Below are 25,448 nucleotides of genomic sequence, written 5' to 3'. Positions count from 1 at the left end.
TTCACCGATAAGCTAAAAATCTGACCGATGAAGATTCCCAAGTGGCCGATAAAATTAAAGTTGACCGATAAGTACAGCGAAGTATCCAAATAATTTTCCTAATAAGTGCTCTATGTATTCAGTATTGAAAAAACAGGGCGATTTTAAACATCTTTCTCTACTAATTAGCGAAATTTTTCTTGCAATTTTGCTAGATTCATCTATACTTTTTCTGTGTTTGTTATTTGCATGTTAGGGAAGTATAAAAGATGAAAATGCTTTTTGCTGCTCTTTAGTGATAATTCATTTTTTTATGGAAGGAATGATTAAAGAATGGGACTTTGGTTTACAGAGAAACAAACGGAGAACTTTGGCATTACGATGAAGGTGAAGCGTACTTTACATACAGAACAGACAGAATTCCAGAAGCTTGATATGGTGGAAACAGAAGAGTGGGGCAATATGCTTCTTCTTGATGACATGGTTATGACTTCAATCAAGGATGAGTTTGTTTACCATGAGATGGTTGCACACATTCCTTTGTTCACGCATCCAAACCCTGAAAACGTTCTTGTTGTTGGCGGCGGTGACGGCGGTGTCATCCGTGAAGTCCTTAAGCACCCAAGCGTGAAAAAGGCGACTCTAGTGGATATCGATGGAAAGGTTATTGAGTACTCAAAAAAATTCCTTCCTGAGATTGCAGGCAAGCTTGATGACCCCCGCGTAGATGTACAGGTGGGCGACGGCTTCATGCACATTGCCGAAAGCGAAAATGAATATGACGTGATCATGGTTGACTCAACTGAGCCGGTAGGACCTGCGGTAAATCTATTCACAAAAGGCTTCTATGCTGGGATCTCTAAAGCCTTAAAAGAAGACGGCATCTTTGTGGCCCAGTCTGACAACCCTTGGTTCAAAGCGGACCTTATCCGCAACGTACAGCGCGATGTGAAAGAAATTTTTCCAATCACTCGTCTTTACACTGCGAATATTCCTACTTACCCAAGCGGCATGTGGGCGTTCACAATCGGATCTAAAAAATACGATCCATTAGAAGTAAGCGAAGGCCGCTTCCATGAGATCGAAACAAAATACTATACAAAAGAATTGCATAAAGCGGCATTTGTATTGCCTAAATTTGTTGCAGATTTAGTGAAGTAATGGACAGGCTGCTTTTCAGAGCAGCCTTCTTGAATACATAAAAAGTGAGGGATGACCTTGGTGCGTTTTGATGAAGCCTATTCAGGCAATGTGTTTATTAAAAGCCATCCTAATTATGAGGAAAGTGAAGCGGTCATTTATGGAATGCCGATGGACTGGACAGTCAGCTATCGTCCGGGATCCCGTTTCGGCCCTGCCCGCATCCGGGAAGTGTCAATTGGGCTTGAAGAGTACAGCCCATACCTGGATCGTGAGCTTGAAGAGGTAAAATATTATGATGCCGGCGATATTCCGCTGCCATTCGGAAATCCGCAGAAAAGCATCGATATGATTGAGGAGTTTATCGATCAGCTTCTGGCGGAGGATAAATTTCCGCTTGGCATGGGCGGAGAACATTTGGTTTCCTGGCCTGTCATCAAAGCGATGTACAAAAAATATCCGGACTTGGCGATTATCCACATGGACGCCCATACGGATCTTCGTGTGGATTATGAAGGGGAGCCATTATCTCATTCAACGCCAATCCGCAAAGCAGCTGATTTGATTGGTCCTGGCAATGTCTATTCTTTTGGCATCCGTTCCGGCATGAAAGAAGAATTCCAGTGGGCAAAGGAAGCCGGCATGCACATTTCAAAATTCGAAGTGCACAAGCCATTGAAAGATATCCTTCCTAAGCTTGCAGGACGTCCGGTCTATGTAACGATTGATATTGATGTTCTGGACCCTGCCCACGCGCCGGGAACAGGCACAGTCGATGCAGGCGGCATCACATCAAGAGAGCTTCTTGCTTCTATTCATGAAATTGCCCATTCAGATGTTAAAGTCGTTGGAGCTGACCTTGTCGAGGTTGCGCCCATCTATGATCCATCTGAACAAACGGCCAACACAGCCAGCAAACTGATCCGGGAAATGATTCTTGGATGGGTGAATAAAAAATAAAGTGAAACTTCAATCAGTGGGGAGTTCTTTATCCCAAACTGATTGTTAGTTGAACCAATCGGGCCTTTACGGGCAGTTCGACCTCACTATACTCCATTCATTTTTCTGAGTCTTGAATGGGGAGGGAGGCTTACAGTCTGTTAGACTGCGATAAACGGGGACCTCGGTCTCCGTTTTTTTGTGCATGAAACTTTTCCCTCCATTTTTCCGTATGAAAGGAAAGGAGGCTTTTGTTATGTATGAACATAAATTTGTTAAAGTGGAATTATCATCATTTAAGCTGACGCCTTCAGAGGATTATCACGAAATTGTCAGGGAGCACGAAAAAGAAGGCTGGGAGCTGGTGCAAATTTTTGCACCAGGCTTAAGGGGATACGGAAATCCATCTTTCTATGAGCTGATTTTTAAACGGCAGACTTCTGGGTTTTAATTACTGGAACACAAATCCCGGAGAGAGGGAAAGCGATTAAAAAAGCATAATCATTCATATATCAATGTAAAGAGGGTGAAACTGAATGTTTCATCCTTTTTTATTCGACAAAAATCGTGCGGTGCCTGTCTAGCTCCAGCGCATACCCCCTCGAGGTCACAAGCCAATCCTTCCAAAAAGGCAAAGGACGCCATTCGTGAGGCCCGTCTTGTGCTTGTTAGGGGGTGAGCAAGGTGCTTCCGCTTTTCTTACCGTCACCTCCTTGCACTTTCCCCAGCGAGTATTTATACTTATATAGTTATATAAGATGAAAAGGATGTGTTGCCGTTGTCCAGTCGCTCAGCGGAACAAATGCCTGTGAAGATTAATGTGAAGACAGATATTCGCAGTGGAGGCAGCAAAGAGACTTTTGAATTGACTGCTTTTGGCCGATACTATATAAAAGATTCTGCCCGGTTCCTTCAGTATGATGAAGTGATGGAAGAGGGAACAGTAAAGACGATCATAAAAATGTCCAATGCAGACGGACTGATTTTACGAAGCGGCGCCGTGAAAATGAGGCTCCCTTTCAGAATGAATAAAAAGCTCCGCGGCAGCTACGAGACGCCATACGGAGTGTTTGAGATGGGTACGGTGACCAAGCGGATGGTCCATCAATATGATGACAAATCTGGTGAAGGTTCGATTGATATTTTATACGATCTGAAAATGCAGGGATCCCAGGCAGGTACATATCATTTGGCGATTACGTTTGAGGAGGAGAACAATGAACATAGTTGAACAGGTGCAAGGCAAATTAAAGCAGGAAATTCAGGATGCCGTTGTTAAGGCTGGCTTGGCAGCGGAAGAGCAGATTCCTGATGTGATTCTGGAAATCCCGAAGGAAAAGGCTCATGGAGACTATTCCACGAATATGGCAATGCAATTAGCACGTGTGGCAAAAAAAGCGCCAAGAATGATTGCAGAGGAGCTTATTGCTCATTTTGACAGCACAAAGGCTTCTATTGAAAAAATTGAAATCGCAGGACCTGGCTTCATCAATTTTTACATGAATAATTCATATTTGACTGACCTGATTCCAGCCGTTCTGGAATCAGGGGATCAGTACGGAGAAACAACAGTTGGAAACAGCCAGAAGATTCAGGTCGAGTTTGTTTCAGCTAACCCAACAGGGGACTTGCATCTTGGACATGCCCGCGGCGCAGCTGTCGGCGACTCCCTATGCAATATTTTAGATAAAGCTGGCTATGATGTTTCCCGTGAGTACTATATCAATGATGCCGGCAACCAGATTAACAATCTGGCTCTATCGGTTGAAGCGCGATATTTCCAGGCTCTTGGCCTGGAAAAAGAAATGCCGGCTGACGGCTACCATGGCGAAGACATCGTCGGCATCGGCAAAAAGCTGGCTGATGAGTATGGCGATAAGTATGTAAATGCGGACGAAAAAGAGCGTTTTGACTTTTTCCGTGAATATGGACTGAAATATGAAATGGCAAAGCTGAAGCAGGATCTGGAAGATTTCCGCGTGCCATTTGATGTATGGTATTCTGAAACATCCCTTTATCATAATGGCAAAATCGACACAGCCCTTCAGGCATTAAAGGATAACGGCCACATTTACGAAGAAGAGGGTGCAACCTGGTTCCGCTCAACTGTTTTCGGTGATGACAAAGACCGTGTTCTTATTAAAAATGACGGCTCATACACCTATCTGACTCCAGACATCGCTTACCATAAAGACAAGCTTGAAAGAGGCTTTGAAAAGCTGATCAACATTTGGGGTGCTGACCATCACGGCTACATTCCGCGCATGAAAGCGGCCATCCAGGCGCTTGGCTATGATCGTGAGGCGCTCGAAGTCGAAATCATCCAGCTTGTCCACCTGTACAAAAACGGCGAAAAAATGAAGATGAGCAAACGTACCGGAAAAGCGGTAACAATGCGTGACCTAGTGGAAGAAGTAGGACTGGACGCAACACGCTATTTCTTCGCGATGAGAAGCGCAGATACGCATCTTGATTTTGACCTTGATTTGGCTGTATCACAATCCAATGAAAACCCTGTTTACTATGCCCAGTACGCACACGCGCGCATTTCCAGCATCCTGCGCCAGGGTGAAGAGCAGGGCATGTCTGCCGAAGCTGCAGATTACTCCCTGATTCAGGCGGAAAAGGAAATCGACGTTCTGAAGAAAATCGGCGAATTTCCGCAGGCTGTCGGTGAAGCTGCGCAAAAGCGCATGCCGCACAGAATTACGAACTATATTTATGAACTGGCATCTTCTTTCCACAGCTTCTATAATGCTGAAAAAGTATTGGATGCGGAAAATCCGGAAAGAACCAAAGCCCGTCTGGCATTGATCAAAGCAGTTCAGACTACTTTGAAGAACGCACTGAAATTAATCGGCGTATCTGCTCCGGAAAAAATGTAAAACTCAAGGCTGGCACTTATTGGTGCCGGCTTTTTTCATGTTTTAGACGAAAAAAGGGGAAGCTAAAGGCATATGATTAAGGTTGTAAAACATGGTAAGCCATATTAGGAGGATCTCATGAAAATCGTTCTATTATCTATTCTTACAGGATTCGCAGTCGGATTTGTCTTTGCCTTCATGAAGCTGCCGATTCCCGCACCGCCCGCACTGCCTGGCATTATGGGGATTGTCGGCATTTACCTCGGGTTTAAAGCATATGAAGTGGTTCTGCCCTGGCTGCAGGGGATATTGAGATAGATTGAGAAAAAGGGTGTCCACGTTGGTTTTGGGCATCCTTTTTGTCTAAATGTGAACTCTGCAAATAAAATCTGAATTTTAGCAAATAAACCTTGGAAATCAGCAAACAATAGATGAAACTAACAAACAAATAAGGAAAAATGCAAAAAAACCTGGTACATCAGCAAATAAACCGAAAACCAGGCAGCAAAACAGGAAAACTTATGAGCAGACCCCCAAAAATTAGTCAGCAGACCCGGCAAATCACAACAAATTGATAAATTTAGCAAATAAGCTGTCCGAACCCGCAAGTAAATCAAACTAAACTCCGCATTTTACATCGGGACGAGCATATCATGGTAGAAACCCTTCCGGAAAGGACATGCCCGCCCATGAAGCCACAATTGGCAGCCTCTTTTTACGCAACCATTTCAATCAGTTTTTGGGGCGTCTCTTTTGTCTCCACAAAAGCTGTTTTGGATAAGCTGGATCCTTATACATTAATCATGCTCCGGTTTGCCATCGGGGCAGCTTTTCTGTTCCTTGTGCTTCTCTTGAAAAGATATCAGCTCCAGATTCCGCTCAAATATACTCCCCATTTAATTGTTCTCGGTGTACTCGGCGTTTTTATTCATCAGGTCATCCAGGTAACAGCTCTAAAGACGATAGACGCCTCATCTGCGGGGTGGATCATTTCTTTTTCACCTGTTTTTACCGTACTTCTCTCCATGATCTTCCTCCATGAAAAATTGACAATCCTTAAGACACTGGGCATTATAACGGCGGTTTCGGGGGTCCTCATGGTAACGGGAGCGAGAAGCGGACAGACGCTGGGATTTGCTTTAAATATAGGGTATTTCCTTATGATCCTAAGTACACTGAATTGGGCTGTATATTCGATTTTAGTGAGGAAACTGCAAATTAAGCTTCCTTCCCTTGTGGTCACTTTTTATATGAGTTTGCTGGGATGCTTGTTGACCATTCCCTTTTTAATGAGAGATAGTGGATGGGAGAAGTTCCATCTTTTATCCGATTCTGAATGGTCTCATATATTGTTTCTGGGCATATTTGTGTCAGGGATTGGCTACTGGTACTGGTCCAAGGCACTCGAGGTTTTGGAAGCTTCCAAAGTATCAATGTTTATCTATATGGAGCCGCTATTTACCTTTATTGCGGCCATTCTATTGCTTGGTGAAAAAATTTTCTTCATAAGCATCATGGGCGGAATCATAATTATTATAGGAGTGATCATGGTGAATGGTCAGCTGAAATATTTTTCATGGAGGAAACGATAATCCACATTAAAGGGGGAGTCGTTTAGTGGCATTGAAGGAAAGGTTTAAAAACAGTTTGGATTCATTGAAATCACCTTCTGCAGAAGAACTTAGAAAGGCTTTGGCATCACTTGATATCAAACTTGGGGATTTGCTTCCTCACTTACAGCCGGCAGATGGAAAACCCTATTACCGCAAGCTGCTTTATCAAAATGATGAAGTGGAGCTGCTCCTCATGAACTGGTCGGAGGTCGAATGCGCCCCGCATGATCATGGAAATTCAAAGGGATGGATTCAAGTGTTAAATGGAGATTCGGAAAACACTGTTTTTGAAGTGAAGGAAGACGTCCCCGTTGAGCTCTTTACAGAGATAAAGTCCAAAGACTCCTTCTTTTTTGCTCCCAAAAAAGGTGTGCACAAAATGAAGAGTGCTGGCAGGGAACACCTTGTCACACTGCATCTGTATTCACCTCCGATTACGGGTATGAAGGTGTACGACCTTCAAAGGTGCGCTGCCTGTGTAGTCTCTGAAGACTGTGGGGCCTGGTGGCCTGAGGAGCTGAGACAGAAGGTTAAGGAAATTCAGTTAAAATAAAGGGGCGTTCCGATGTGGAACGCCTTCCTCATTTCCATTCTACCCCCGCCCCGCCAATCCTCTTCACCCCGCGGATGCTGCTGATATCCTCCGTCAGCTTAAGCGCAGCCTTGTCTTTTGCTTTAGCTTCAATCATAAAATCAATATCCCGGTTAAAGGTTTTCAGCAGATCGAGAAGCGGCCTGATGAAATCAATGTCAACATAGTCGGCATGGGACCGGAAGGCTTTTTCTGATTTGGGCGAGGAGATGTGGATTTTTGGCTTGAGGTCTGTTTTTTCCCACGTCTGAAAAATCTCAGGGAGAAGCTCATCCAGCGGGCGGGTGCCGAGGTTCGCCATATGGTGGTGATAATCGAACACAAGGGGGATGTTTTCTTTCTGGCAGGCCAGGAGAGTCTCATCCGTGTTATAGGTTTTGTCATCATTCTCGAGTGTCATTTGCTCTTTAATATGAGAAGGCAGCATCTTGAGATTTTCATGGAAACGGCGGAGGGTCGTGAGTTTGTCTCCGTAAGCCCCGCCAATATGGATATTAATGAGGCTCTCGTTTTCAACCCCCATGGCCTCGAACATCCGGTAATGGTATTCCATATCTTTAACTGCATTTCGGGTCACATCGTCACGAGGAGATGTGAACAGGGTGAATTGGTTAGGATGAAAGCTGACGCGGAGCCCGTGTTTTTTAATCAATTCACCAATTTCAAGCCAATTTTCCTTAAAGGGTGTGACAAAATCCCATAATACCTCCGGATGCGTGGCCAGAGGTACGATGGAGCTTGAGAGCCGATATAGCTGAATTTCATGGGCGATATTAAAATAAAGCATTCTTAACGTGTTTTGCAAATTCACTGCTGTGACGGCCTTCAGCTTTTCCAGCCTTTCTTCTTCAGGCAATTGCTGATAGCGGGTAAAAGTCAACGTTCTCGCAGGAGAAGCCTCCCACAGGCTGATGGCATGGGAAACATAGCCCAGTCTGATTTTCAATTTACAGCACCTTCTTTATGCTGGCCTTCTTTAAAGGAAGCTTGCCACAGACCGGGCAAGCATTTCTTTGAATGTCCGTAAAGGGTCCAGCCGGTTTAATTCTTTTAGCGTCAATCTCTTTGCATTGTCTATGTCTTTGTCCATAACAGACCTGATCTGCTTTATGAACTCTTTGTCATAAATAAAGCAATTGATTTCATAATTTAAAAACAGGCTCCGCTTATCAAAATTGGCTGTCCCAATATCGCTGATTTCATCATCGATGATGATCGCCTTCGCATGGTAAAAACCATTTTTGTATTCATGCACATAAGCTCCTTGTTTAATCAAGGTTCTTAAGTAAAGATAGGAAGCTTCTTTTACAAGAATATGATCAGTAATGCATGGGACAAGTATTTTGACTGATACCCCGCGTTCCAGGGCATGAATTAAATCCTGAAATAGCCTTTTGCCAGGAATAAAATAGGGAGTCCCAATCGTAATGCTCTTTTTCGCATTCCTAATTAAGGAGGAGAAGCTTTCTTCTAAAAATGCTCCTTTATAAGATGCGAACTGATGGCGATAATCTCCTGCAGGCTGCTCAGGAAAATAGACTTTGTTTGCGAGCAGGTCAGTCTTTGTTGCTTTATACCAATCGATTAGAAACTCTCTTTGCAGGTCCTCTACCCCTTCACCACGGAATTTCAAATGATAGTCACGCCAGGGACTCAGCTTTTTATCCTGGTTGATGTATTCTTTTCCAATATTAAAGCCTCCGCTGTAACCGATCTTTCCGTCAATAACGGTGATTTTCCGATGGTTCCTGGCCTGGAAAGAATAGAAGAGAAAGGGAGGCTTTGGCACATGTGCAAAAGAAAACTTAATGCCACTGCTTTTAAGATCCTTAACGGTTTTTCGTTTAACCGGAAAGCTTCCGGCCCAGTCGAGCAAAAGGCGGACTTCCACTCCTTCTTTTGCTTTACCCTTTAAAATGGTTAAAAACTCCTTGCTGATTTTATCATCCTTCACAATATAAAATAAAACATGAATGTGCTTTTGCGCTTTTTTAAGCTCGGAGAATAAATCATCAAACAAAGAAGGTCCGTCTGCAAACAATTCCATATCAGACTGCCGGATGGGTAAGGCGGTCCGCTCAAGCTTTTTCATATGGCTTTTCCGGCCCCATGTAAAATCGATATAGAGCCATAAGAAGATAACGAGTAAAACGGCCATAATGATATTCCAGACAGTCAATGCAATCTTCCTCTCGACAGGATTTTCCTATTAGTATTTCCTGCAGCGCTTTTTCTATCATGGAATCTTCTCAAAAGGGGAGGACTTTTCACCTTTAAAAAGAATTTAATAAATGAAAATAATGAAATTTTTCGAACAAGTTTAATGAAAAATGGTTGACTGAATGCTCATTCATAATATAATGGGAGTAAGAGTAAATTCAGAAAATTATACTGTTTTTAAAATTTTCTAAGATAAAGAAAGGAGCACCATGCCTATGAACGGTTTATTATGGATCAACTTAATTGCATTTCTTCTTGTAACCGCTTACGCTGTCAGCCTGTTTGTCTATGTTGTGAAGACACGGATTGAATATATCAAGCTTGGCAAAAAAGTGGATTTTGACGGCAAGGTGAAAGAACGCCTTGAGAAGATCTGGATCAACGTATTTGGCCAGAAAAAGCTTTTAAAAGATAAGAAAAGCGGAATCATCCATGTGATGTTTTTTTACGGCTTCATTCTTGTCCAATTTGGAGCAATCGACTTTATTATCAAGGGAATTAAGCCAGGTGCGCATTTGCCGCTTGGACCATTATATCCTGGCTTCACCTTTTTCCAGGAAATTGTGACCCTGATGATCCTTGTAGCAGTAATCTGGGCTTTTTACCGACGTTATGTGGAAAAGCTTGTCCGTTTAAAACGCGGATTCAAATCAGGTCTCGTTCTTATTTTTATCGGAGGGCTCATGCTTTCCGTACTGCTTGGCAATGGAATGGGCATGATCTGGCATGGCCATGAAGGAACCTGGACAGAACCGGTTGCTTCTCTGATTGCCGGTGCATTCGCATGGATGGGTGAAACGGCTTCAATAGTTGTGTTTTACATCTCATGGTGGATTCACTTAGTATTCCTGCTCGCTTTCCTTGTGTACGTGCCGCAATCCAAGCACGCTCACTTAATCGCCGGACCGGCCAACGTATATTTCAACCGTCTGGATAATCCGGGGAAATTAAAAGCAATCGACTTTGAAGATGAGTCACAGGAAAGCTTTGGTGTCGGAAAGATTGAAGATTTTACACAGCATCAGATGATCGATTTCTATGCATGTGTGGAATGTGGTCGCTGTACTAATATGTGTCCGGCAACCGGCACGGGTAAAATGCTTTCGCCAATGGATTTAATCCTGAAATTGCGTGACCATTTAACCAATCACGGTGCTGTTGTCACATCAAAGCAGCCTTGGGTGCCGACTTTCGCTTTTTCAAATACGAAAGGCAATCAGCTGGCCCTTGCAGCTGCGGGCCAGGGTGCAGAAGAAGCTGCTGCAGGCCTTGCATACAGCCCAAGCCTAATTGGCGAAGTCATTACAGAAGAAGAAATCTGGGCTTGTACGACTTGCCGAAACTGTGAAGACCAATGCCCGGTTATGAATGAACATGTTGATAAGATTATAGATCTGCGCCGCTACCTTGTTTTAACAGAGGGTAAAATGGATGCCGATGCACAGCGTGCCATGACCAATATCGAACGCCAGGGAAATCCTTGGGGACTCAACCGCAAGGAGCGCGAAGACTGGAGAGAAGCACGAGAAGATGTTCATGTGCCTACTGTGAAGGAAATGAAAAAGGCAGGAGAAGAGTTTGAATACTTATTCTGGGTTGGCTCCATGGGATCTTACGATAACCGCAGCCAAAAAATCGCTCTTTCCTTTGCAAAACTAATGAATGAGGCAGGCGTTAAATTCGCAATTCTTGGAAACAAGGAAAAGAACTCTGGTGACACACCAAGACGTCTTGGAAACGAATTCTTATTCCAGGAGCTTGCCACAAAGAATATTGAAGAGTTTGAGAAAAATGAAGTGAAGAAGATCGTAACGATCGATCCTCATGCCTACAACATTTTCAAAAATGAGTATCCGGATTTCGGATTAGAAGCAGAGGTTTATCACCATACTGAAGTTCTTGCCCAGCTTGTAGAAGAAGGCAAGCTGAAGCCGCAATATGCTGTGGAGGAAACGATCACATTCCATGATTCCTGCTATCTTGGACGCTACAACGAAGTGTACGATCCTCCGCGTGAAATCCTTAAGAGCATTCCGGGCGTTAAGCTTGTGGAAATGGAAAGAAACCGTGAAACCGGCATGTGCTGCGGAGCGGGCGGCGGCTTAATGTGGATGGAAGAAGAAACAGGACACCGCATCAACGTCTCACGCACAGAGCAGGCATTGGCAGTGAATCCATCCGTGATCAGCTCCGGATGCCCATACTGCTTAACGATGCTTTCAGATGGCACGAAAGCAAAAGAAGTGGAAGAACAGGTTCATACGTACGATGTTGCCGAAATTCTCGAAAAATCTGTTATAGGTGAAAGCCAGAATTTAGCATCCTAACATATTGAAAGTGGAAATTGAAGCACTGAAGCAACTTTCAGCTAAAGCATTTTGACGAAAAATGTTTTTACCAGAATTTTGTGTAAAGTGTTTCAATTTCTGCTATTTTTCTAGTAAAATAGAAAGTGATAAAGCGCTTACAATTTTGCTTGTTTGCTGATGAGGAAGAAAATCCTTTGATTTCGCGGTTTTTTCGAGCGAGCGTTCAGTCAGCAAACGCACCTTCACTCATATTTAACTTCAACCAGAACTGCTTCATAGACCCGGTTTTTTTTTCAAATTAATTATTAGAACATTTTAAATTAATAGTACAAGGGAGCGATTCTTTATGGGGAAAACCGTAATTCTTAGCGGGGTAAGAACACCTTTTGGAAAATTTGCCGGAGCGCTTAGCAGCTTTACAGCTTCTGATCTTGGCGGATTTGCAGTAAAAGAAGCACTGAACCGTGCCGGCGTCAATCCAGAGGATGTAGATGAAGTGATTCTCGGAACCGTTCTCCAGGGTGGCCAGGGCCAGATCCCTTCACGTCAGGCTGCCAGAAAAGCAGGCTTGCCATGGGAAGTGAAAACGGAAACGATCAATAAAGTCTGTGCATCCGGCATGCGAAGCGTCACACTAGGGGATCAGATTATCCGGGCGGGTGACGAGGAAGTCATCGTAGCCGGGGGCATGGAATCCATGAGCAATGCTCCTTATATTTTGCCGAAAGCGCGCTGGGGGCTGCGCATGGGTGATTCAACGATTAAGGACTTAATGGTTCATGACGGATTAAGCTGCAGCTTCACAGGCGTCCATATGGGAACGTACGGAAACTCGACAGCTAAAGAGTTTGAAATCAGCCGTGAAGCACAGGACAACTGGGCGCTAAGAAGCCATGAACGTTCCATTGCAGCAATGGAATCGGGTAGATTGGCAGAGGAAATCGTGCCGGTGGAAGTGCCGCAGCGAAAAGGTGAGCCAATAATTGTTTCCCAGGATGAATCGCCGCGCAAAGATACTTCCTTAGAAAAGCTGGCTAGGCTGGGATCGGTTTTTAACTCTGATGGAACGATCACTGCGGGGAATGCGCCTGGCGTTAACGACGGAGCAGCTGCATTAGTATTGATGAGCGAAGAGCGGGCAGAACGCGAAGGCAAAAAGCCGGAAGCTTATATTCTTGGCCATACAGCTCTAGCAGTGGAAGCCAAGGACTTCCCGCAAACCCCTGGGCTGGTCATTAATGCTTTATTGAAAAAGACTGGAAAAACCCTGGAAGAAATTGAGCTATTTGAAATTAACGAAGCATTTGCGGCCGTTGCTTTAACAAGCGGAAAAATTGCCGGTCTTGATGAAGAGAAAGTGAATGTTAACGGCGGTGCTGTCGCCCTTGGCCACCCAATCGGCGCGAGTGGAGCGAGAATCATCCTAACACTGATGCATGAACTGAAGCGCCGCGGAGGCGGAATCGGCATTGCGGCCATCTGCAGCGGCGGAGGCCAGGGAGATGCGGTAATGATTGAGGTTCCGAAGCAGTAATCTGTTTTGGGACGGTGACTGCACCTGGAAAAACACCGTCTTATTGCCTAAATGAGAAGCAACTGATCATTTATCGGCCGAAATTAGAATTTTTACGGCCGAACCAGACAGTTTATCGTCCAAATGAACAATGAAGTTCCGAATGAACATCTTACCTGCCAAATTTGGCTATTTAACGACTAATTTCATATAATTACCGGCCAAGTCGACAGAAATACAGGCCAAAGCCCAAGAACGGAGGATACAAAAATGAACGTAAAAAACATTATGGTAATCGGTGCTGGACAAATGGGTTCAGGAATCACGCAGGTTTGTGCGCAGGCAGGCTACAGCGTCATCTTAAACGATCTAAAGCAGGATTTTGTTGAACGCGGCCTTGGTGTGATTAAAAAGAATCTTTCCCGCCAGGTGGAAAAAGAGCGCATGACAGCGGAAGAAATGGAAACAGTGCTTAAAAATGTAACCGCTTCAACTGATCTGCAGGACGCAAAAAAGGTTGAGCTCGTCATCGAAGCAGCCGTTGAAAATATGGAGATTAAAACAAAGATCTTCAGCCAGCTGGATGAAATCGCTCCAGATCATGCGATTCTGGCAAGCAATACATCATCCCTTCCCATCACAGAAATCGCAGCTGCCACAAAACGTCCGGAAAAAGTCATCGGTATGCACTTTATGAACCCGGTGCCAGTGATGAAGCTAGTAGAAATCATCCGCGGCCTTGCGACTGCCGACGAAGTGTATCAAACCATCGAAGACATCACAAAGACGCTTAAAAAAGTGCCTGTAGAAGTGAATGATTTTCCTGGATTCGTATCCAACCGCATCCTGATGCCGATGATCAATGAAGCAATCTTCACGCTTTATGAAGGGGTTGCGACAAAAGAGGCCGTTGATGAAGTGATGAAGCTTGGCATGAACCATCCAATGGGACCGCTGACTTTGGCTGACTTCATTGGCCTGGACACATGCCTGTATATTATGGAAACCCTGCATGAAGGCTTTGGCGATGATAAATACCGTCCATGCCCGCTGTTAAGAAAGTATGTAAAAGCTGGCTGGCTTGGCAAGAAGACAGGCAGAGGCTTCTACGTTTACGAATAATAATCACAGGAGCCCGGCTAAAAAGAGCCCGGCAGCATCGGAGGGTATACAAATGAACCTGAGATTTACAGAAGAGCAGGAAATGATGAGAAAAATGGTGCGCGATTTTGCCCAAACGGAAATCGCCCCTTTTGTGGAAAAGATGGAGCAGGGAGAGTTTCCAAGGGAGATTCTTCGCAAAATGGGTGAGCTTGGCCTGATGGGAATACCGATTCCTGAAAGATACGGCGGATCCGAAATGGACTTTACCTCTTACATTATCGCCATCCATGAACTGTCCCGAGTAAGTGCGACAGTTGGCGTTATTTTATCGGTCCACACATCGGTTGGAACAAACCCAATCCTTTACTTCGGTACAGAAGAGCAAAAGCAGAAATATATTCCGAAGCTTGCTTCAGGCGAGTATCTCGGAGCTTTTTGCCTCACTGAACCGAGCGCAGGCTCAGATGCGGGAAGCCTGAAGTCCCGTGCAGTAAAAGATGGAGACGATTATGTCATTAATGGCTCAAAAGTGTTCATCACGAATGCTGGAGAAGCAGACGTATATATTGTATTTGCATCCACAAATCCGGAACTTGGCAGCAAAGGCATCTCCGCATTTATTGTAGAGAAAGATACGCCAGGCCTTGTATTTGGGAAGGATGAGCACAAAATGGGCTTGCACGGCTCAAGAACCCTTCAGCTGACATTTGAAGATATGCGTGTTCCTTCTGAAAATCTTCTCGGCAATGAAGGAGAAGGCTTCAGGATTGCAATGGCCAATCTGGACGCAGGACGGATCGGGATTGCTTCACAGGCGCTTGGAATTGCAGAAGCAGCCTTTGAAGCAGCCGCAAGCTATGCGAAGGAACGTGTACAGTTCGGCAAGCCGATTGCTGCTCAGCAGGGTGTCGGATTCAAGCTTGCAGACATGGCGACAAGCGTTGAAGCATCAAAACTATTAATCTATCGCGCAGCAGACATGCGCCAGCGCGGCATTAAATGCGGACTAGAAGCCTCAATGGCAAAGCTGTTTGCATCCAAAACAGCAGTAGACGTGACAACAGAAGCCATACAGGTATTCGGCGGCTACGGCTACACGGAGGACTATCCGGTTGAGCGCTACTTCCGTGATGCCAAAATTACCGAAATCTATGAAGGCACAAGCGAAATTCAGAGGATTGTCATCAGCAAACAGCTGTAAAGAAGCAGACCAATAATGAATTCACCATATATCAACGAATCCATATAAAGCGAGGGAAAGACAATGAATTTCCAATTGAGTGAAGAGCATGAAATGATCAGAAAAATGGTGCGGGATTTTGCCAGGAATGAAGTGGCGCCCACTGCTGCTGAGCGTGACGAAGAAGAACGCTTTGACAGAGAGATTTTCGACAAAATGGCGGAGCTTGGCTTAACAGGGATTCCTTGGCCTGAAGAGTACGGCGGAATCGGCAGCGATTACCTTGCTTACTGCATCGCAGTTGAAGAGCTTTCCAGAGTATGTGCCTCAACAGGCGTAACTCTTTCAGCGCATACATCTCTGGCAGGCTGGCCGGTTTTCAAATTCGGAAGCGAAGAGCAAAAGCAAAAATATCTAAAGCCTATGGCACAGGGTGAAAAAATTGGAGCGTATGGCCTTACTGAGCCAGGCAGCGGTTCAGATGCCGGCGGAATGAGAACGACGGCACGTCTTGAGGGTGATCATTACGTCTTAAACGGCAGCAAAATTTTCATCACAAACGGCGGAATCGCAGATATCTATGTTGTATTTGCCCTGACAGACCCAGCTTCCAAACATAAAGGAACAACAGCGTTTATCGTGGAATCCGGCTTTGAAGGCTTCTCAGTCGGCAAGAAGGAAAAGAAATTGGGTATTCGTTCCTCGCCTACAACTGAAATCATTTTCGAAGAGTGCAAGGTTCCAGTTGAAAACGTTCTAGGAAACGTGGGCGAAGGCTTTAAAATTGCCATGATGACACTTGACGGCGGCCGCAACGGCATCGCTGCCCAGGCAGTCGGGATCGCGCAGGGCGCACTGGATGCTTCTGTTGAATATGCAAAAGAACGCCAGCAGTTCGGCAAGCCTATTGCTGCCCAGCAGGGAATCGGATTTAAGCTGGCGGACATGGCCACAAGCATTGAAGCTTCAAGACTATTGACTTATCAGGCAGCATGGCTGGAATCAGAAGGGCTTCCATACGGAAAAGAATCTGCCATGTCCAAACTTCTTGCTGGTGATACGGCCATGAAAGTAACAACGGATGCCGTCCAAATCTTTGGGGGTTACGGATATACAAAGGATTATCCGGTAGAACGCTTCATGCGCGACGCCAAAATTACGCAAATCTACGAAGGCACGCAGGAAATTCAGCGTCTCGTAATCTCTCGTATGGTAACGAAATAAATGTTCTTAAAACGGGCTGTTTTGGTAAAATTCGTGCCAAAGAGCTGCTGACTAGGTTAAGCAATGAGTTGATTTCAGCGGAAGGTGAGATCCCCGAAAATGCTACCGCATTTTCTTTCGGGCGGTGTTTTTCCGGGGAAGCTTATTCAGCGTCCTTCGGGAGTAGCGGGACAGGTGAGACCCCACAAACGCGTAGTGTCAGGAGACTCACCGCCCGCGGAAAGCGAGCATCCTGGAGCGGAAATCAACGGGCAGAATTCATAAGCTAAAACACATTGATAAAACAGGCATATGATTCGCGGGAGGCGGTAGGTAAACAATGAAAAAACGGGAAGTGCAGGCTTCTGTTAAAGATGAGCGCCTTGTCAAAAAAAGGCGTGATCAGATGATTAAAGGTGCCGTCACCCTTTTTATCCAAAAAGGGTTCCATCGTACAACAACTAGAGAGATCGCAAAGGCATCTGGTTTTAGCATTGGAACGCTTTATGAATACATCCGGACGAAGGAAGACGTCTTATATCTGGTTTGTGACAGCATTTATGACCAGGTCGCTGAGCGGCTTCAAAAAGGCCTTGATACAAAGCAGGGAACACTTGAAAGCCTGAAGCAGGGCATCGCCGACTATTTCAAGGTGGTCGATGAAATGCAGGATGAAGTGCTTGTCATGTACCAGGAAGTAAAGGCGCTGACAAAAGACGCGCTTCCATATGTTCTGAAAAAAGAAATTGAAATGGTCGGCATGTTCGAGCATGTCATTACACTTTGTGTCGAGAACGGGGAATTGGACCTGCCGGAGGAAAAAATCAAAATGATTGCCCATAACATTTTTGTCCAGGGGCAAATGTGGGCATTCCGCCGCTGGTCACTGCAGAAAATGTACAGCATCGATGAATATATCCAGCTGCAGACCAATCTCCTTTTTCAAGGAATAAAGGATTCGGGAAGAGTCTCGGAAAACGCTTAATAATAACGCGCAGGCATCAGCAGCACTGGTGCCTGCGCTTACGGACAAGGGGGAGAACGATGAGCAATCCAGAAGTCTATAAGCCGGAAAATCATATTCGCTTTGTTACGGCTTCCAGTCTATATGACGGACATGATGCTTCCATTAATATTATGCGCCGCATCATTCAGGCAAGCGGTGCAGAGGTCATCCACCTCGGGCATAACCGTTCTGTGGAGGAAGTCGTAAATGCTGCGATCCAGGAAGATGTGCAGGGCATCGCCATTTCCTCTTATCAGGGAGGACATGTCGAGTACTTCAAATATATGTATGATCTTTTGAAGGAGCGAGGCGCATCCCACATCCGCATTTATGGCGGAGGGGGCGGTGTCATTATCCCGATGGAAATCAAAGAATTGCATGACTATGGGATCGCGAGGATTTTCTCTCCGGAAGATGGCCGCCAATACGGCCTCCAGGGGATGATTGATCAAATGATCAAGGAGTGTGATTTCCCTACGTTCACAGCTGAAGCATCCGAGCAGATTGAAAAGCTTCAGGATGGGGAAACCAATGCCATTGCCAAGCTGATTACGCTGGCTGAGCATCAGGTAACCGTAGGCAAAGAAGCGGCAGCATCGCTTGAGCCGGTCATGGAGAAAGTGAAGTCACTGGAAAAGCAGGTGCCTGTAGTGGGTATTACGGGTACAGGAGGTGCTGGAAAAAGCTCGCTGACTGACGAATTGATCCGCCGTTTCATTAATGAAATTCCGGAGAAAAAAGTTGCGATTCTTTCTGTTGATCCGACAAAGCAAAAAACGGGCGGTGCGCTTCTTGGCGACCGTATCCGCATGAACGCGATCTTTAATCCGCGAGTCTATATGCGTAGCCTGGCAACAAGAAATTCCCGCAGCGAGCTGTCGCTTGCGATTCAGGATGCGATATCTGTTGTCAAAGCAGCCGGCTTTGACCTGATTATTGTGGAAACAAGCGGAATCGGGCAGGGAGATGCCGGCATTACGGAAATTTGTGATGCTTCCATGTATGTCATGACAAGTGAATTCGGCGCGCCTTCCCAGCTTGAAAAAATTGATATGATCGATTATGCAGACTTGATCGTCATTAATAAATTTGAGCGCAAAGGTTCTGAAGATGCCATGCGTCAGGTGCAAAAGCAATACCAGCGCAGCCGGATGCTGTTTGAAAAAGAGCTTGAAGATATGCCTGTCTACGGAACCATTGCCAGCCAGTTCAATGATCCTGGCACAAATGCGGTGTTTGCGGCACTTGTGGAAACGATTAATGAAAAAGCAGGAACAGACTGGGAGACAAGTTTTACAAAAAACGCAAAAGTTGAAAAGCAGAATGTGATTATCCCGAATGAACAGCGCTATTATCTGCGCGAAGTTTCGGAAACAGTCCGCGGCTACCACAAGAAAGCCGAGGAGCAGGCCGATCTTGCCCGCAAACTGTTCCAGTTGGAGGGGGCTCTGCTTGCTGTGAAAGAACAAGAAGGTAATGAAGAAGTCATTGCTTCTCTTGACGCCATTAAATCAGCAGCAGAAGAGAAGCTGTCTGCTGAAACAAAGAAAATCCTTGCTGGCTGGGATGATCTAAAGGAAAAATACTCAGGCGAGCAATTTGTGACAAAAATCCGCGATAAAGAAATCGTGACGGTTTTAAAAACAAAAAGCTTATCCGGACTGTCCATTCCAAAAGTCGCACTGCCTAAATACAAGGATTACGGAGAAATCATCCGCTGGGTATACAGAGAGAACGTGCCGGGTTCATTCCCTTATACAGCCGGTGTTTTCCCATTCAAACGCGAGGGGGAAGATCCGAAAAGACAGTTTGCCGGTGAAGGTACACCTGAACGGACAAACCGCCGCTTCCATTATCTTTCCAAAGATGATGCTGCGAAGCGTCTGAGCACAGCATTTGATTCTGTAACCCTATACGGGGAAGATCCTGACTACCGCCCGGACATTTACGGAAAAGTCGGGGAAAGCGGAGTCAGCATCTGTACGCTGGATGATATGAAGAAATTGTATGCAGGATTCGATTTGTGCCACCCATCTACATCTGTATCGATGACGATTAATGGACCGGCACCGATTATATTGGCGATGTTCATGAATACGGCCATCGAACAGCAGATTGAAGCAAAAGAGCAGGAGCTTGGCCGCATGCTGACACCTGAAGAATTCACAGAAGTAAGGGCGAAAACGCTGCAGACTGTCCGCGGTACGGTTCAGGCTGACATCTTAAAAGAAGATCAGGGACAGAATACTTGTATCTTCTCGACGGAATTTGCTTTGAGGATGATGGGGGATATCCAGCAGTACTTTATCGACCATAAAGTCCGCAATTATTACTCTGTTTCGATTTCGGGTTACCATATCGCAGAAGCGGGTGCAAATCCGATTTCTCAGCTTGCTTTTACATTGGCAAATGGCTTCACCTATGTCGAGTATTATTTGAGCAGAGGCATGAACATCAATGATTTTGCACCAAACCTTTCATTCTTCTTCTCCAATGGGCTTGATCCGGAGTATACGGTGCTTGGCCGTGTGGCACGCCGCATCTGGGCAACGGTTATGAGAGATAAGTATGGCGCAAATGAAAGAAGCCAGAAACTGAAGTACCATATCCAGACTTCAGGGCGCTCTCTGCATGCACAGGAAATTGATTTTAACGATATCCGCACAACGCTGCAGGCATTAATGGCGCTTCAGGATAACTGTAATTCCCTTCATACTAATGCTTATGATGAAGCCATCACGACACCGACAGAAGAATCTGTGCGCCGTGCGATGGCCATCCAGATGATCATTACTAAAGAGCACGGATTATCGAAAAATGAAAATCCGCTTCAGGGTGCATTTATTGTAGATGAGCTGACAGACCTTGTGGAAGAGCAGGTGCTGAGAGAGTTCGAGCGCATCAATGACCGCGGCGGCGTGCTTGGCGCCATGGAGACGCAATACCAGCGCGGCAAAATCCAGGATGAATCCATGTACTATGAAATGAAGAAGCACACTGGCGAGCTTCCAATTATCGGGGTCAACACTTACTTGAACCCAAATCCTCCATCAGAGGATGAAATGAACAACATGGAGCTTGCAAGGGCAACAAAGGAAGAAAAAGAAACGCAAATCCGCAATCTGCGCAGCTTCCAGGAACGCAACAAAGATAAATCGGAAGAGGCACTGAAACATTTGAAGGAAGCAGCAGTCAGCGGCGGCAACATTTTTGCCGAACTGATGGAAACCGTCAAAGTGGCAAGCCTCGGCCAAATCACCCGTGCACTATACGAAGTGGGCGGACAGTACCGACGGAATATGTAAAACCAAATGGATCCACAGGGCCTGCAGCTGCAGGCCCTTGTTTTCTGCACTATTATTTAACATAGAATTAATATAAAATACATCCATATCCTATATAATGGAATCAATACATAGCAGTGTACTTCGGGGACCCTGAGGATGTGAAAAAATGAAAAAAGTCTTGCTCTACGCAGCCATACTTGCAGCTGCTGCAGGAGTTTACTTCTTATATGGAAAACAGCTGGGAGCTATTGCATTCTTTGTGCTTTCCTTCTGCTTCACCTGGCTCGCCTATAAAAAATGGGATCGGCCGTTAAGGGGGAGGAAAAGAAGGAGGGCCGATTAGCTGCTTTTTAACGGAAGACCTTAAAAAGTAAATTGTCTTGTGAATGCAGACAGAGTTTTTATGCTGAGTTAATTGGAGCGGAGGGCACTTGATTCTCGAAAATGCTTGCGCATTTCCTTCGTACGGTGTTCATTCGAGGAAGCTTATTCAATGTCCTGCGTCAGAAGAGGGAGCGGGAGACCTCGCAGGCGCAGCCGAGGAGGCTCCCGTTCCTCCCCGCGGAAAGCAAGCGCCCCGTGCTAAAATTAACGGACATCATTCAAAGCCCTATTAAGATAATTTAAATTCAAGAATAAATCGCATAAAAATACGAAGAACAGCAGATATAACTGGCATAAACCGTAAAAATTTGTTTATAATGAAGAATATGCCTTCTTGGAGGCTGTCCGCACGCATTTGCATACAGCTGCGGAACTTCAGCTTTAATAGTTTGATTTGCGCTGCAGAATGAGCGTTTACATAGGGAAAGGAAGTGCTGATATTGAGTTTGGAACAGTTCTCAAAAGAAGAATTACAAGAAATGTCATTGATCGAAGTGGCTTATGAACTTCTAACAGGCAAAAAGGAACCAATGGCCTTTAATGACATTATGAATGAAGTGGCTAAACTTATGAACCTTTCAGAGGAACAAGTCAGGGGAAAAATTGCACAATTCTATACAGATTTAAATATAGATGGCCATTTTATCGGATTAGGCGATAACCGCTGGGGCCTTCGTTCATGGTATCCGGTTGACCAATATGAAGAAGAAATCGTTACCGTAATCAAGCCTAAGAAGAAAAAGGCGAAGAAAAAGGACGACGAGGATCTCGATCTTGAAGATTATGATGAGCTTGATGAAGAAGATATCGATTACGACGATATCGACGGATTCGACGATGATGATCTGACAGAAGACGATGATGACGACCTTCTTGACGATGACGATGATCTTGATGATGATGATGACGATGAGTTCGAAGACGATGCTGAAATAATCGATAAAGATGAAGAATACGACCTTGGCGATGAGGACGAAGAGCTTGAGGAAGATGACCTCGACACTGAGGAAGACGAAGAAGATTTATAATCTTGACTTTTCGTTTCAGGGCTTGTAGAATACTTTTTGGGCTCCTTAAAAAAGGACGATTCGTTTAGACGCTAATAGCGCTCCCTTACTTACTTAAGTAAGAGGGGCGCTTTTTATTTTTTTATAGGCCATGTGCCTTTTTAAAAGAGCTAAACCATCCCTTTGCGATAAGCTTCCGCTGAGAAAATCGGAGGCTGAACAATAGAATTTTTATCATCAAGTCTTTAAACCAGCATCATTATGCACAAACTGATATCAAGGGGGAATTTTTCATGACTAAGTATATTTTTGTTACGGGCGGAGTTGTTTCGTCACTAGGAAAAGGAATCACGGCAGCATCACTTGGCCGCTTATTGAAAAACAGAGGGTTAACGGTTACAATTCAGAAATTCGACCCTTACATAAATGTGGATCCGGGAACAATGAGCCCGTACCAGCATGGTGAGGTGTTTGTAACAGGTGATGGCGCGGAGACTGACCTGGACTTAGGTCACTATGAGCGTTTTGTTGATATTAACCTGACTAAGTACAGCAGTGTAACAACTGGCAAAATCTACTCAACTGTTCTTAGAAAAGAGCGCCGCGGAGACTATAACGGCGGAACGGTACAGGTTATTCCGCATATCACAAATGAAATCAAGGATAAAGTTTTCCGTGCAGGCCATGAAACGAATTCTGATGTGGTCATCACAGAAATCGGCGGAACAGTAGGGGATATTGAGTCACTTCCATTCCTTGAAGCGATCCGCCAGATTAAGAGCGATATCGGCCGCGATAATGTGATGTACATTCACTGTACATTGGTTCCTTATATCAAGGCAGCAGGCGAAATGAAAACAAAGCCTACACAGCACAGTGTTAAAGAACTGAGAAGCCTTGGCATTCAGCCAAACGTAATCGTTCTTCGTACAGAAATGCCAATTTCCCAGGATATGAAGGATAAAATTGCGCTATTCTGTGATATCGATAAAGAAGCAGTTATTGAAGCAACAGATGCGGATACATTATATTCTATACCACTATCCCTTCAAGATCAGAAGCTTGATGAAATCGTCTGCAAGCATTTAAAGCTGAATTGCGGAGAAGCGGACATGGCCGAGTGGAAGCAGCTGGTCGACAAGGTTCTGAACCTTTCCAAAAAAACCAAGATTGCTCTTGTCGGTAAATATGTTGAATTGCAGGATGCTTACATTTCAGTTGTCGAAGCCTTAAAGCATGCGGGTTATGCTTTTGATTCTGATATAGAAATCAAATGGATCAACTCTGAAGAAGTGGACAGCAGTAATGTCAATGAGCTGCTTCAGGATGCTGACGGCATTCTGGTTCCAGGCGGATTTGGCGACCGCGGCATTGAAGGGAAAATCCTTGCAATTCAATATGCGCGTGAGAACAAAAGGCCATTCCTTGGCATTTGCCTTGGCATGCAGCTCGCTTCAATTGAGTTTGCAAGAAATGTACTGGGACTTGAAGGGGCGCATTCTGCAGAAATTGCTCCTGAAACTCCGCATCCAATTATCGACCTTCTGCCTGAGCAAAAGGATATTGAGGATTTAGGCGGAACGCTAAGACTTGGTTTACAAGCTTGTAAATTGAATGAGGATACAAAAGCCTTTGAGGCGTACCAGGATGAAGTGGTATATGAGCGTCATCGTCATCGCTATGAGTTCAACAACCACTATCGCCAGGATATGGAGAAAGCAGGCTTCGTCTTCTCTGGTACAAGCCCGGATGGCCGTTTAGTGGAAATCATTGAGGTGAAGGATCACCCTTGGTTCGTTGCTTCCCAGTTCCATCCTGAATTTATCTCAAGACCAACTCGCCCTCAGCCATTATTCCGTGAATTTGTCGGGGCGTCATTGAAATTTAGCGAGAAATTATAAAGTGTGAAAAATCCCTCCGGAATGCGGAGGGATTTTTTTGTCTGAATCGTTTTTGAATGATTTCTGCAAAAAATAAAATTCAGAAATTTTAGTATTGATTTTGAAAAGGTTTTCATTTATACTTTCACTAAACCGGTTTACTAAACCGATTTACTAAATCGGTTTTGCGAGAGGATAGTACAACATGAAAAAAATAACGATGTTAGATGTTGCGCAAAAAGCAAATGTATCAAAGAGCACAGTTTCACAGTATATCAATAATCGCTACGAGTATATGGCAGATGCTACTAAAATGCGAATTGAAGAGGCCATTCGCGAGCTGGGATATATCCCGAATTTCGTAGCTAAAAGTTTGAAGCAAAAGAAGTCATCAACCATTGGGGTGATTGTTGCCAATATACTGCATACGTTTTCGACAGAAATTATCAGGGCTATTGAAGATGTCTGCGAAAAAAATGAATTTCATTTGTTTGTCTGTAACGCAGACGATAATCCGGAAAAAGAACGTGCATACATTGATATGCTCTTAGCTAAACAAGTTGATGGTCTAATTATCTTTCCAACTATCGGAAATGAAGATCAATATAAACGGCTTAAGCTTTCAAATTTCCCCATTGTTTTTGTAGATAGAAAGCTTGAAAAAACGATTTATCCAACACTGCTTTTGGATAACGAGAGAGCAGCTGAGATTGCCGTTCAGGAAATCGTCCAAAAAGGCCATAGGAAAATAGGGCTGATATCCATGTCCTTAAGCCAAAAAGTGACACCCCGGATTGAACGGATAAATGGATACAAGAAAACGCTGAAACAAAATGATTTGCCTGTAAAGGATGAGTGGATTATTGCGGCAGAAAGAAAAGACATTATCCCTGAACTGGAAAAAATGTGGCTGAACAAAGAAACGCCAGAGGCATTTTTTGCTACAAACGATCTATCGCTCATTGAACTTTTGAAATTTTTAAGAAAAAAGAATTTAAAGGTTCCTGAAGATGTAAGCGTTATCGCGGTAGATGACTCTGATTTTCTGGAAATCTCGGCAACGCCGATAACAGCCATCAAACAGCCGACCTTTGAAATTGGCAATGATGCCGCTTCTGTTTTATTAGATTTAATTAGAGATCCTCGATTTGAGGAAGTGTACGAGATTAAAAGATACGCTCCTGCTTTAGTTGAGCGGGAATCTTTATAGAGTGTTAGGAGAGAAAAA

General features: G+C 44.7%; 21 protein-coding genes. 19 read left to right on the top strand and 2 right to left on the bottom strand.

Annotation, left to right across the window (positions count from 1 at the left end; genetic code table 11):
* Positions 1-312: 312 nt before the first annotated feature.
* From speE to DFO72_RS14650, 8 genes are all read left to right on the top strand, one after another.
* A complete protein-coding gene (gene speE, locus DFO72_RS14685; RefSeq protein WP_113882392.1) occupies positions 313-1,140 on the top strand; it encodes a spermidine synthase in 828 nt (275 codons plus the stop codon).
* Positions 1,141-1,200: 60 nt separating this feature from the next.
* Positions 1,201-2,079 carry an agmatinase gene (gene speB / locus DFO72_RS14680; protein ID WP_113882517.1) on the top strand — a complete coding sequence of 293 codons (879 nt, stop codon included), beginning with the start codon at positions 1,201-1,203 and terminating at the stop codon, positions 2,077-2,079.
* A 235-nt stretch (positions 2,080-2,314) separates the two neighbouring features.
* Positions 2,315-2,509, top strand: coding sequence for a DUF4177 domain-containing protein (locus DFO72_RS14675; protein WP_113882391.1), 195 nt, complete (start codon positions 2,315-2,317; stop codon positions 2,507-2,509).
* Positions 2,510-2,836: 327 nt separating this feature from the next.
* On the top strand, positions 2,837-3,289 hold the full coding sequence (locus tag DFO72_RS14670; protein ID WP_166672490.1) for a DUF1934 domain-containing protein: 453 nt from the start codon (positions 2,837-2,839) through the stop codon (positions 3,287-3,289).
* On the top strand, positions 3,276-4,943 hold the full coding sequence (gene argS / locus DFO72_RS14665) for an arginine--tRNA ligase (protein ID WP_113882390.1): 1,668 nt from the start codon (positions 3,276-3,278) through the stop codon (positions 4,941-4,943). Before DFO72_RS14670 ends, argS begins: the two co-directional genes overlap by 14 nt.
* A 117-nt stretch (positions 4,944-5,060) precedes the next feature.
* Positions 5,061-5,240, top strand: coding sequence for a XapX domain-containing protein (locus tag DFO72_RS14660; RefSeq protein ID WP_113882389.1), 180 nt, complete (start codon positions 5,061-5,063; stop codon positions 5,238-5,240).
* Between the two features lie 371 nt (positions 5,241-5,611).
* Positions 5,612-6,514 carry a DMT family transporter gene (locus DFO72_RS14655; protein WP_113882515.1) on the top strand — a complete coding sequence of 301 codons (903 nt, stop codon included), beginning with the start codon at positions 5,612-5,614 and terminating at the stop codon, positions 6,512-6,514.
* Between the two features lie 25 nt (positions 6,515-6,539).
* Positions 6,540-7,088, top strand: a complete 549-nt coding sequence (locus DFO72_RS14650) for a cysteine dioxygenase (protein WP_113882388.1) — start codon at positions 6,540-6,542, stop codon at positions 7,086-7,088.
* Positions 7,089-7,116: 28 nt separating this feature from the next.
* Here the strand turns inward: DFO72_RS14650 and uvsE are convergent, their stop codons facing one another.
* Entirely contained in the window at positions 7,117-8,073 is a 957-nt protein-coding gene (uvsE, locus tag DFO72_RS14645; RefSeq protein WP_113882387.1) for a UV DNA damage repair endonuclease UvsE, read from the bottom strand.
* A gap of 30 nt (positions 8,074-8,103) precedes the next feature.
* A complete protein-coding gene (cls, locus tag DFO72_RS14640; RefSeq protein ID WP_113882514.1) occupies positions 8,104-9,285 on the bottom strand; it encodes a cardiolipin synthase in 1,182 nt (393 codons plus the stop codon).
* Positions 9,286-9,562: 277 nt separating this feature from the next.
* Between cls and DFO72_RS14635 the strand changes: the two genes are divergently transcribed.
* The 11 genes from DFO72_RS14635 to DFO72_RS14585 all read left to right on the top strand — a co-directional run bounded on the left by DFO72_RS14635 (position 9,563) and on the right by DFO72_RS14585 (position 25,430).
* Positions 9,563-11,674 carry a heterodisulfide reductase-related iron-sulfur binding cluster gene (locus DFO72_RS14635; protein WP_113882386.1) on the top strand — a complete coding sequence of 704 codons (2,112 nt, stop codon included), beginning with the start codon at positions 9,563-9,565 and terminating at the stop codon, positions 11,672-11,674.
* A 328-nt stretch (positions 11,675-12,002) separates the two neighbouring features.
* Positions 12,003-13,190, top strand: a complete 1,188-nt coding sequence (locus DFO72_RS14630) for an acetyl-CoA C-acetyltransferase (protein WP_113882385.1) — start codon at positions 12,003-12,005, stop codon at positions 13,188-13,190.
* A gap of 249 nt (positions 13,191-13,439) precedes the next feature.
* On the top strand, positions 13,440-14,291 hold the full coding sequence (locus tag DFO72_RS14625) for a 3-hydroxybutyryl-CoA dehydrogenase (protein ID WP_113882384.1): 852 nt from the start codon (positions 13,440-13,442) through the stop codon (positions 14,289-14,291).
* Between the two features lie 52 nt (positions 14,292-14,343).
* Positions 14,344-15,474, top strand: coding sequence for an acyl-CoA dehydrogenase (locus DFO72_RS14620; protein WP_113882383.1), 1,131 nt, complete (start codon positions 14,344-14,346; stop codon positions 15,472-15,474).
* 63 nt (positions 15,475-15,537) lie between these two features.
* A complete protein-coding gene (locus tag DFO72_RS14615; protein ID WP_113882382.1) occupies positions 15,538-16,677 on the top strand; it encodes an acyl-CoA dehydrogenase in 1,140 nt (379 codons plus the stop codon).
* A gap of 319 nt (positions 16,678-16,996) precedes the next feature.
* The gene (locus DFO72_RS14610) at positions 16,997-17,641 is read left to right on the top strand and encodes a TetR/AcrR family transcriptional regulator (protein WP_113882381.1); all 645 of its coding nucleotides are present in this window, start codon (positions 16,997-16,999) and stop codon (positions 17,639-17,641) included.
* Positions 17,642-17,700: 59 nt separating this feature from the next.
* Positions 17,701-20,967, top strand: a complete 3,267-nt coding sequence (gene icmF / locus DFO72_RS14605; protein WP_113882380.1) for a fused isobutyryl-CoA mutase/GTPase IcmF — start codon at positions 17,701-17,703, stop codon at positions 20,965-20,967.
* Positions 20,968-21,115: 148 nt separating this feature from the next.
* Positions 21,116-21,292, top strand: a complete 177-nt coding sequence (locus tag DFO72_RS29495) for a hypothetical protein (RefSeq protein ID WP_166672489.1) — start codon at positions 21,116-21,118, stop codon at positions 21,290-21,292.
* A gap of 481 nt (positions 21,293-21,773) precedes the next feature.
* Positions 21,774-22,361, top strand: a complete 588-nt coding sequence (gene rpoE / locus DFO72_RS14595) for a DNA-directed RNA polymerase subunit delta (protein WP_113882378.1) — start codon at positions 21,774-21,776, stop codon at positions 22,359-22,361.
* 272 nt (positions 22,362-22,633) lie between these two features.
* Complete coding sequence (locus tag DFO72_RS14590) at positions 22,634-24,241, top strand: CTP synthase (RefSeq protein ID WP_113882377.1); 1,608 nt, start codon at positions 22,634-22,636, stop codon at positions 24,239-24,241.
* 184 nt (positions 24,242-24,425) lie between these two features.
* The gene (locus tag DFO72_RS14585) at positions 24,426-25,430 is read left to right on the top strand and encodes a LacI family DNA-binding transcriptional regulator (RefSeq protein ID WP_113882376.1); all 1,005 of its coding nucleotides are present in this window, start codon (positions 24,426-24,428) and stop codon (positions 25,428-25,430) included.
* Positions 25,431-25,448 lie beyond the last annotated feature (18 nt).

Origin of the sequence: Cytobacillus oceanisediminis (assembly GCF_004366035.1) — a bacterium.
In the GTDB taxonomy this organism is placed as follows: domain Bacteria; phylum Bacillota; class Bacilli; order Bacillales; family Cytobacillaceae; genus Cytobacillus; species Cytobacillus oceanisediminis_C.
The sequence above is the reverse complement of the archived record's forward strand: the minus strand, read 5'-3'. Positions and strand labels throughout refer to the sequence as shown.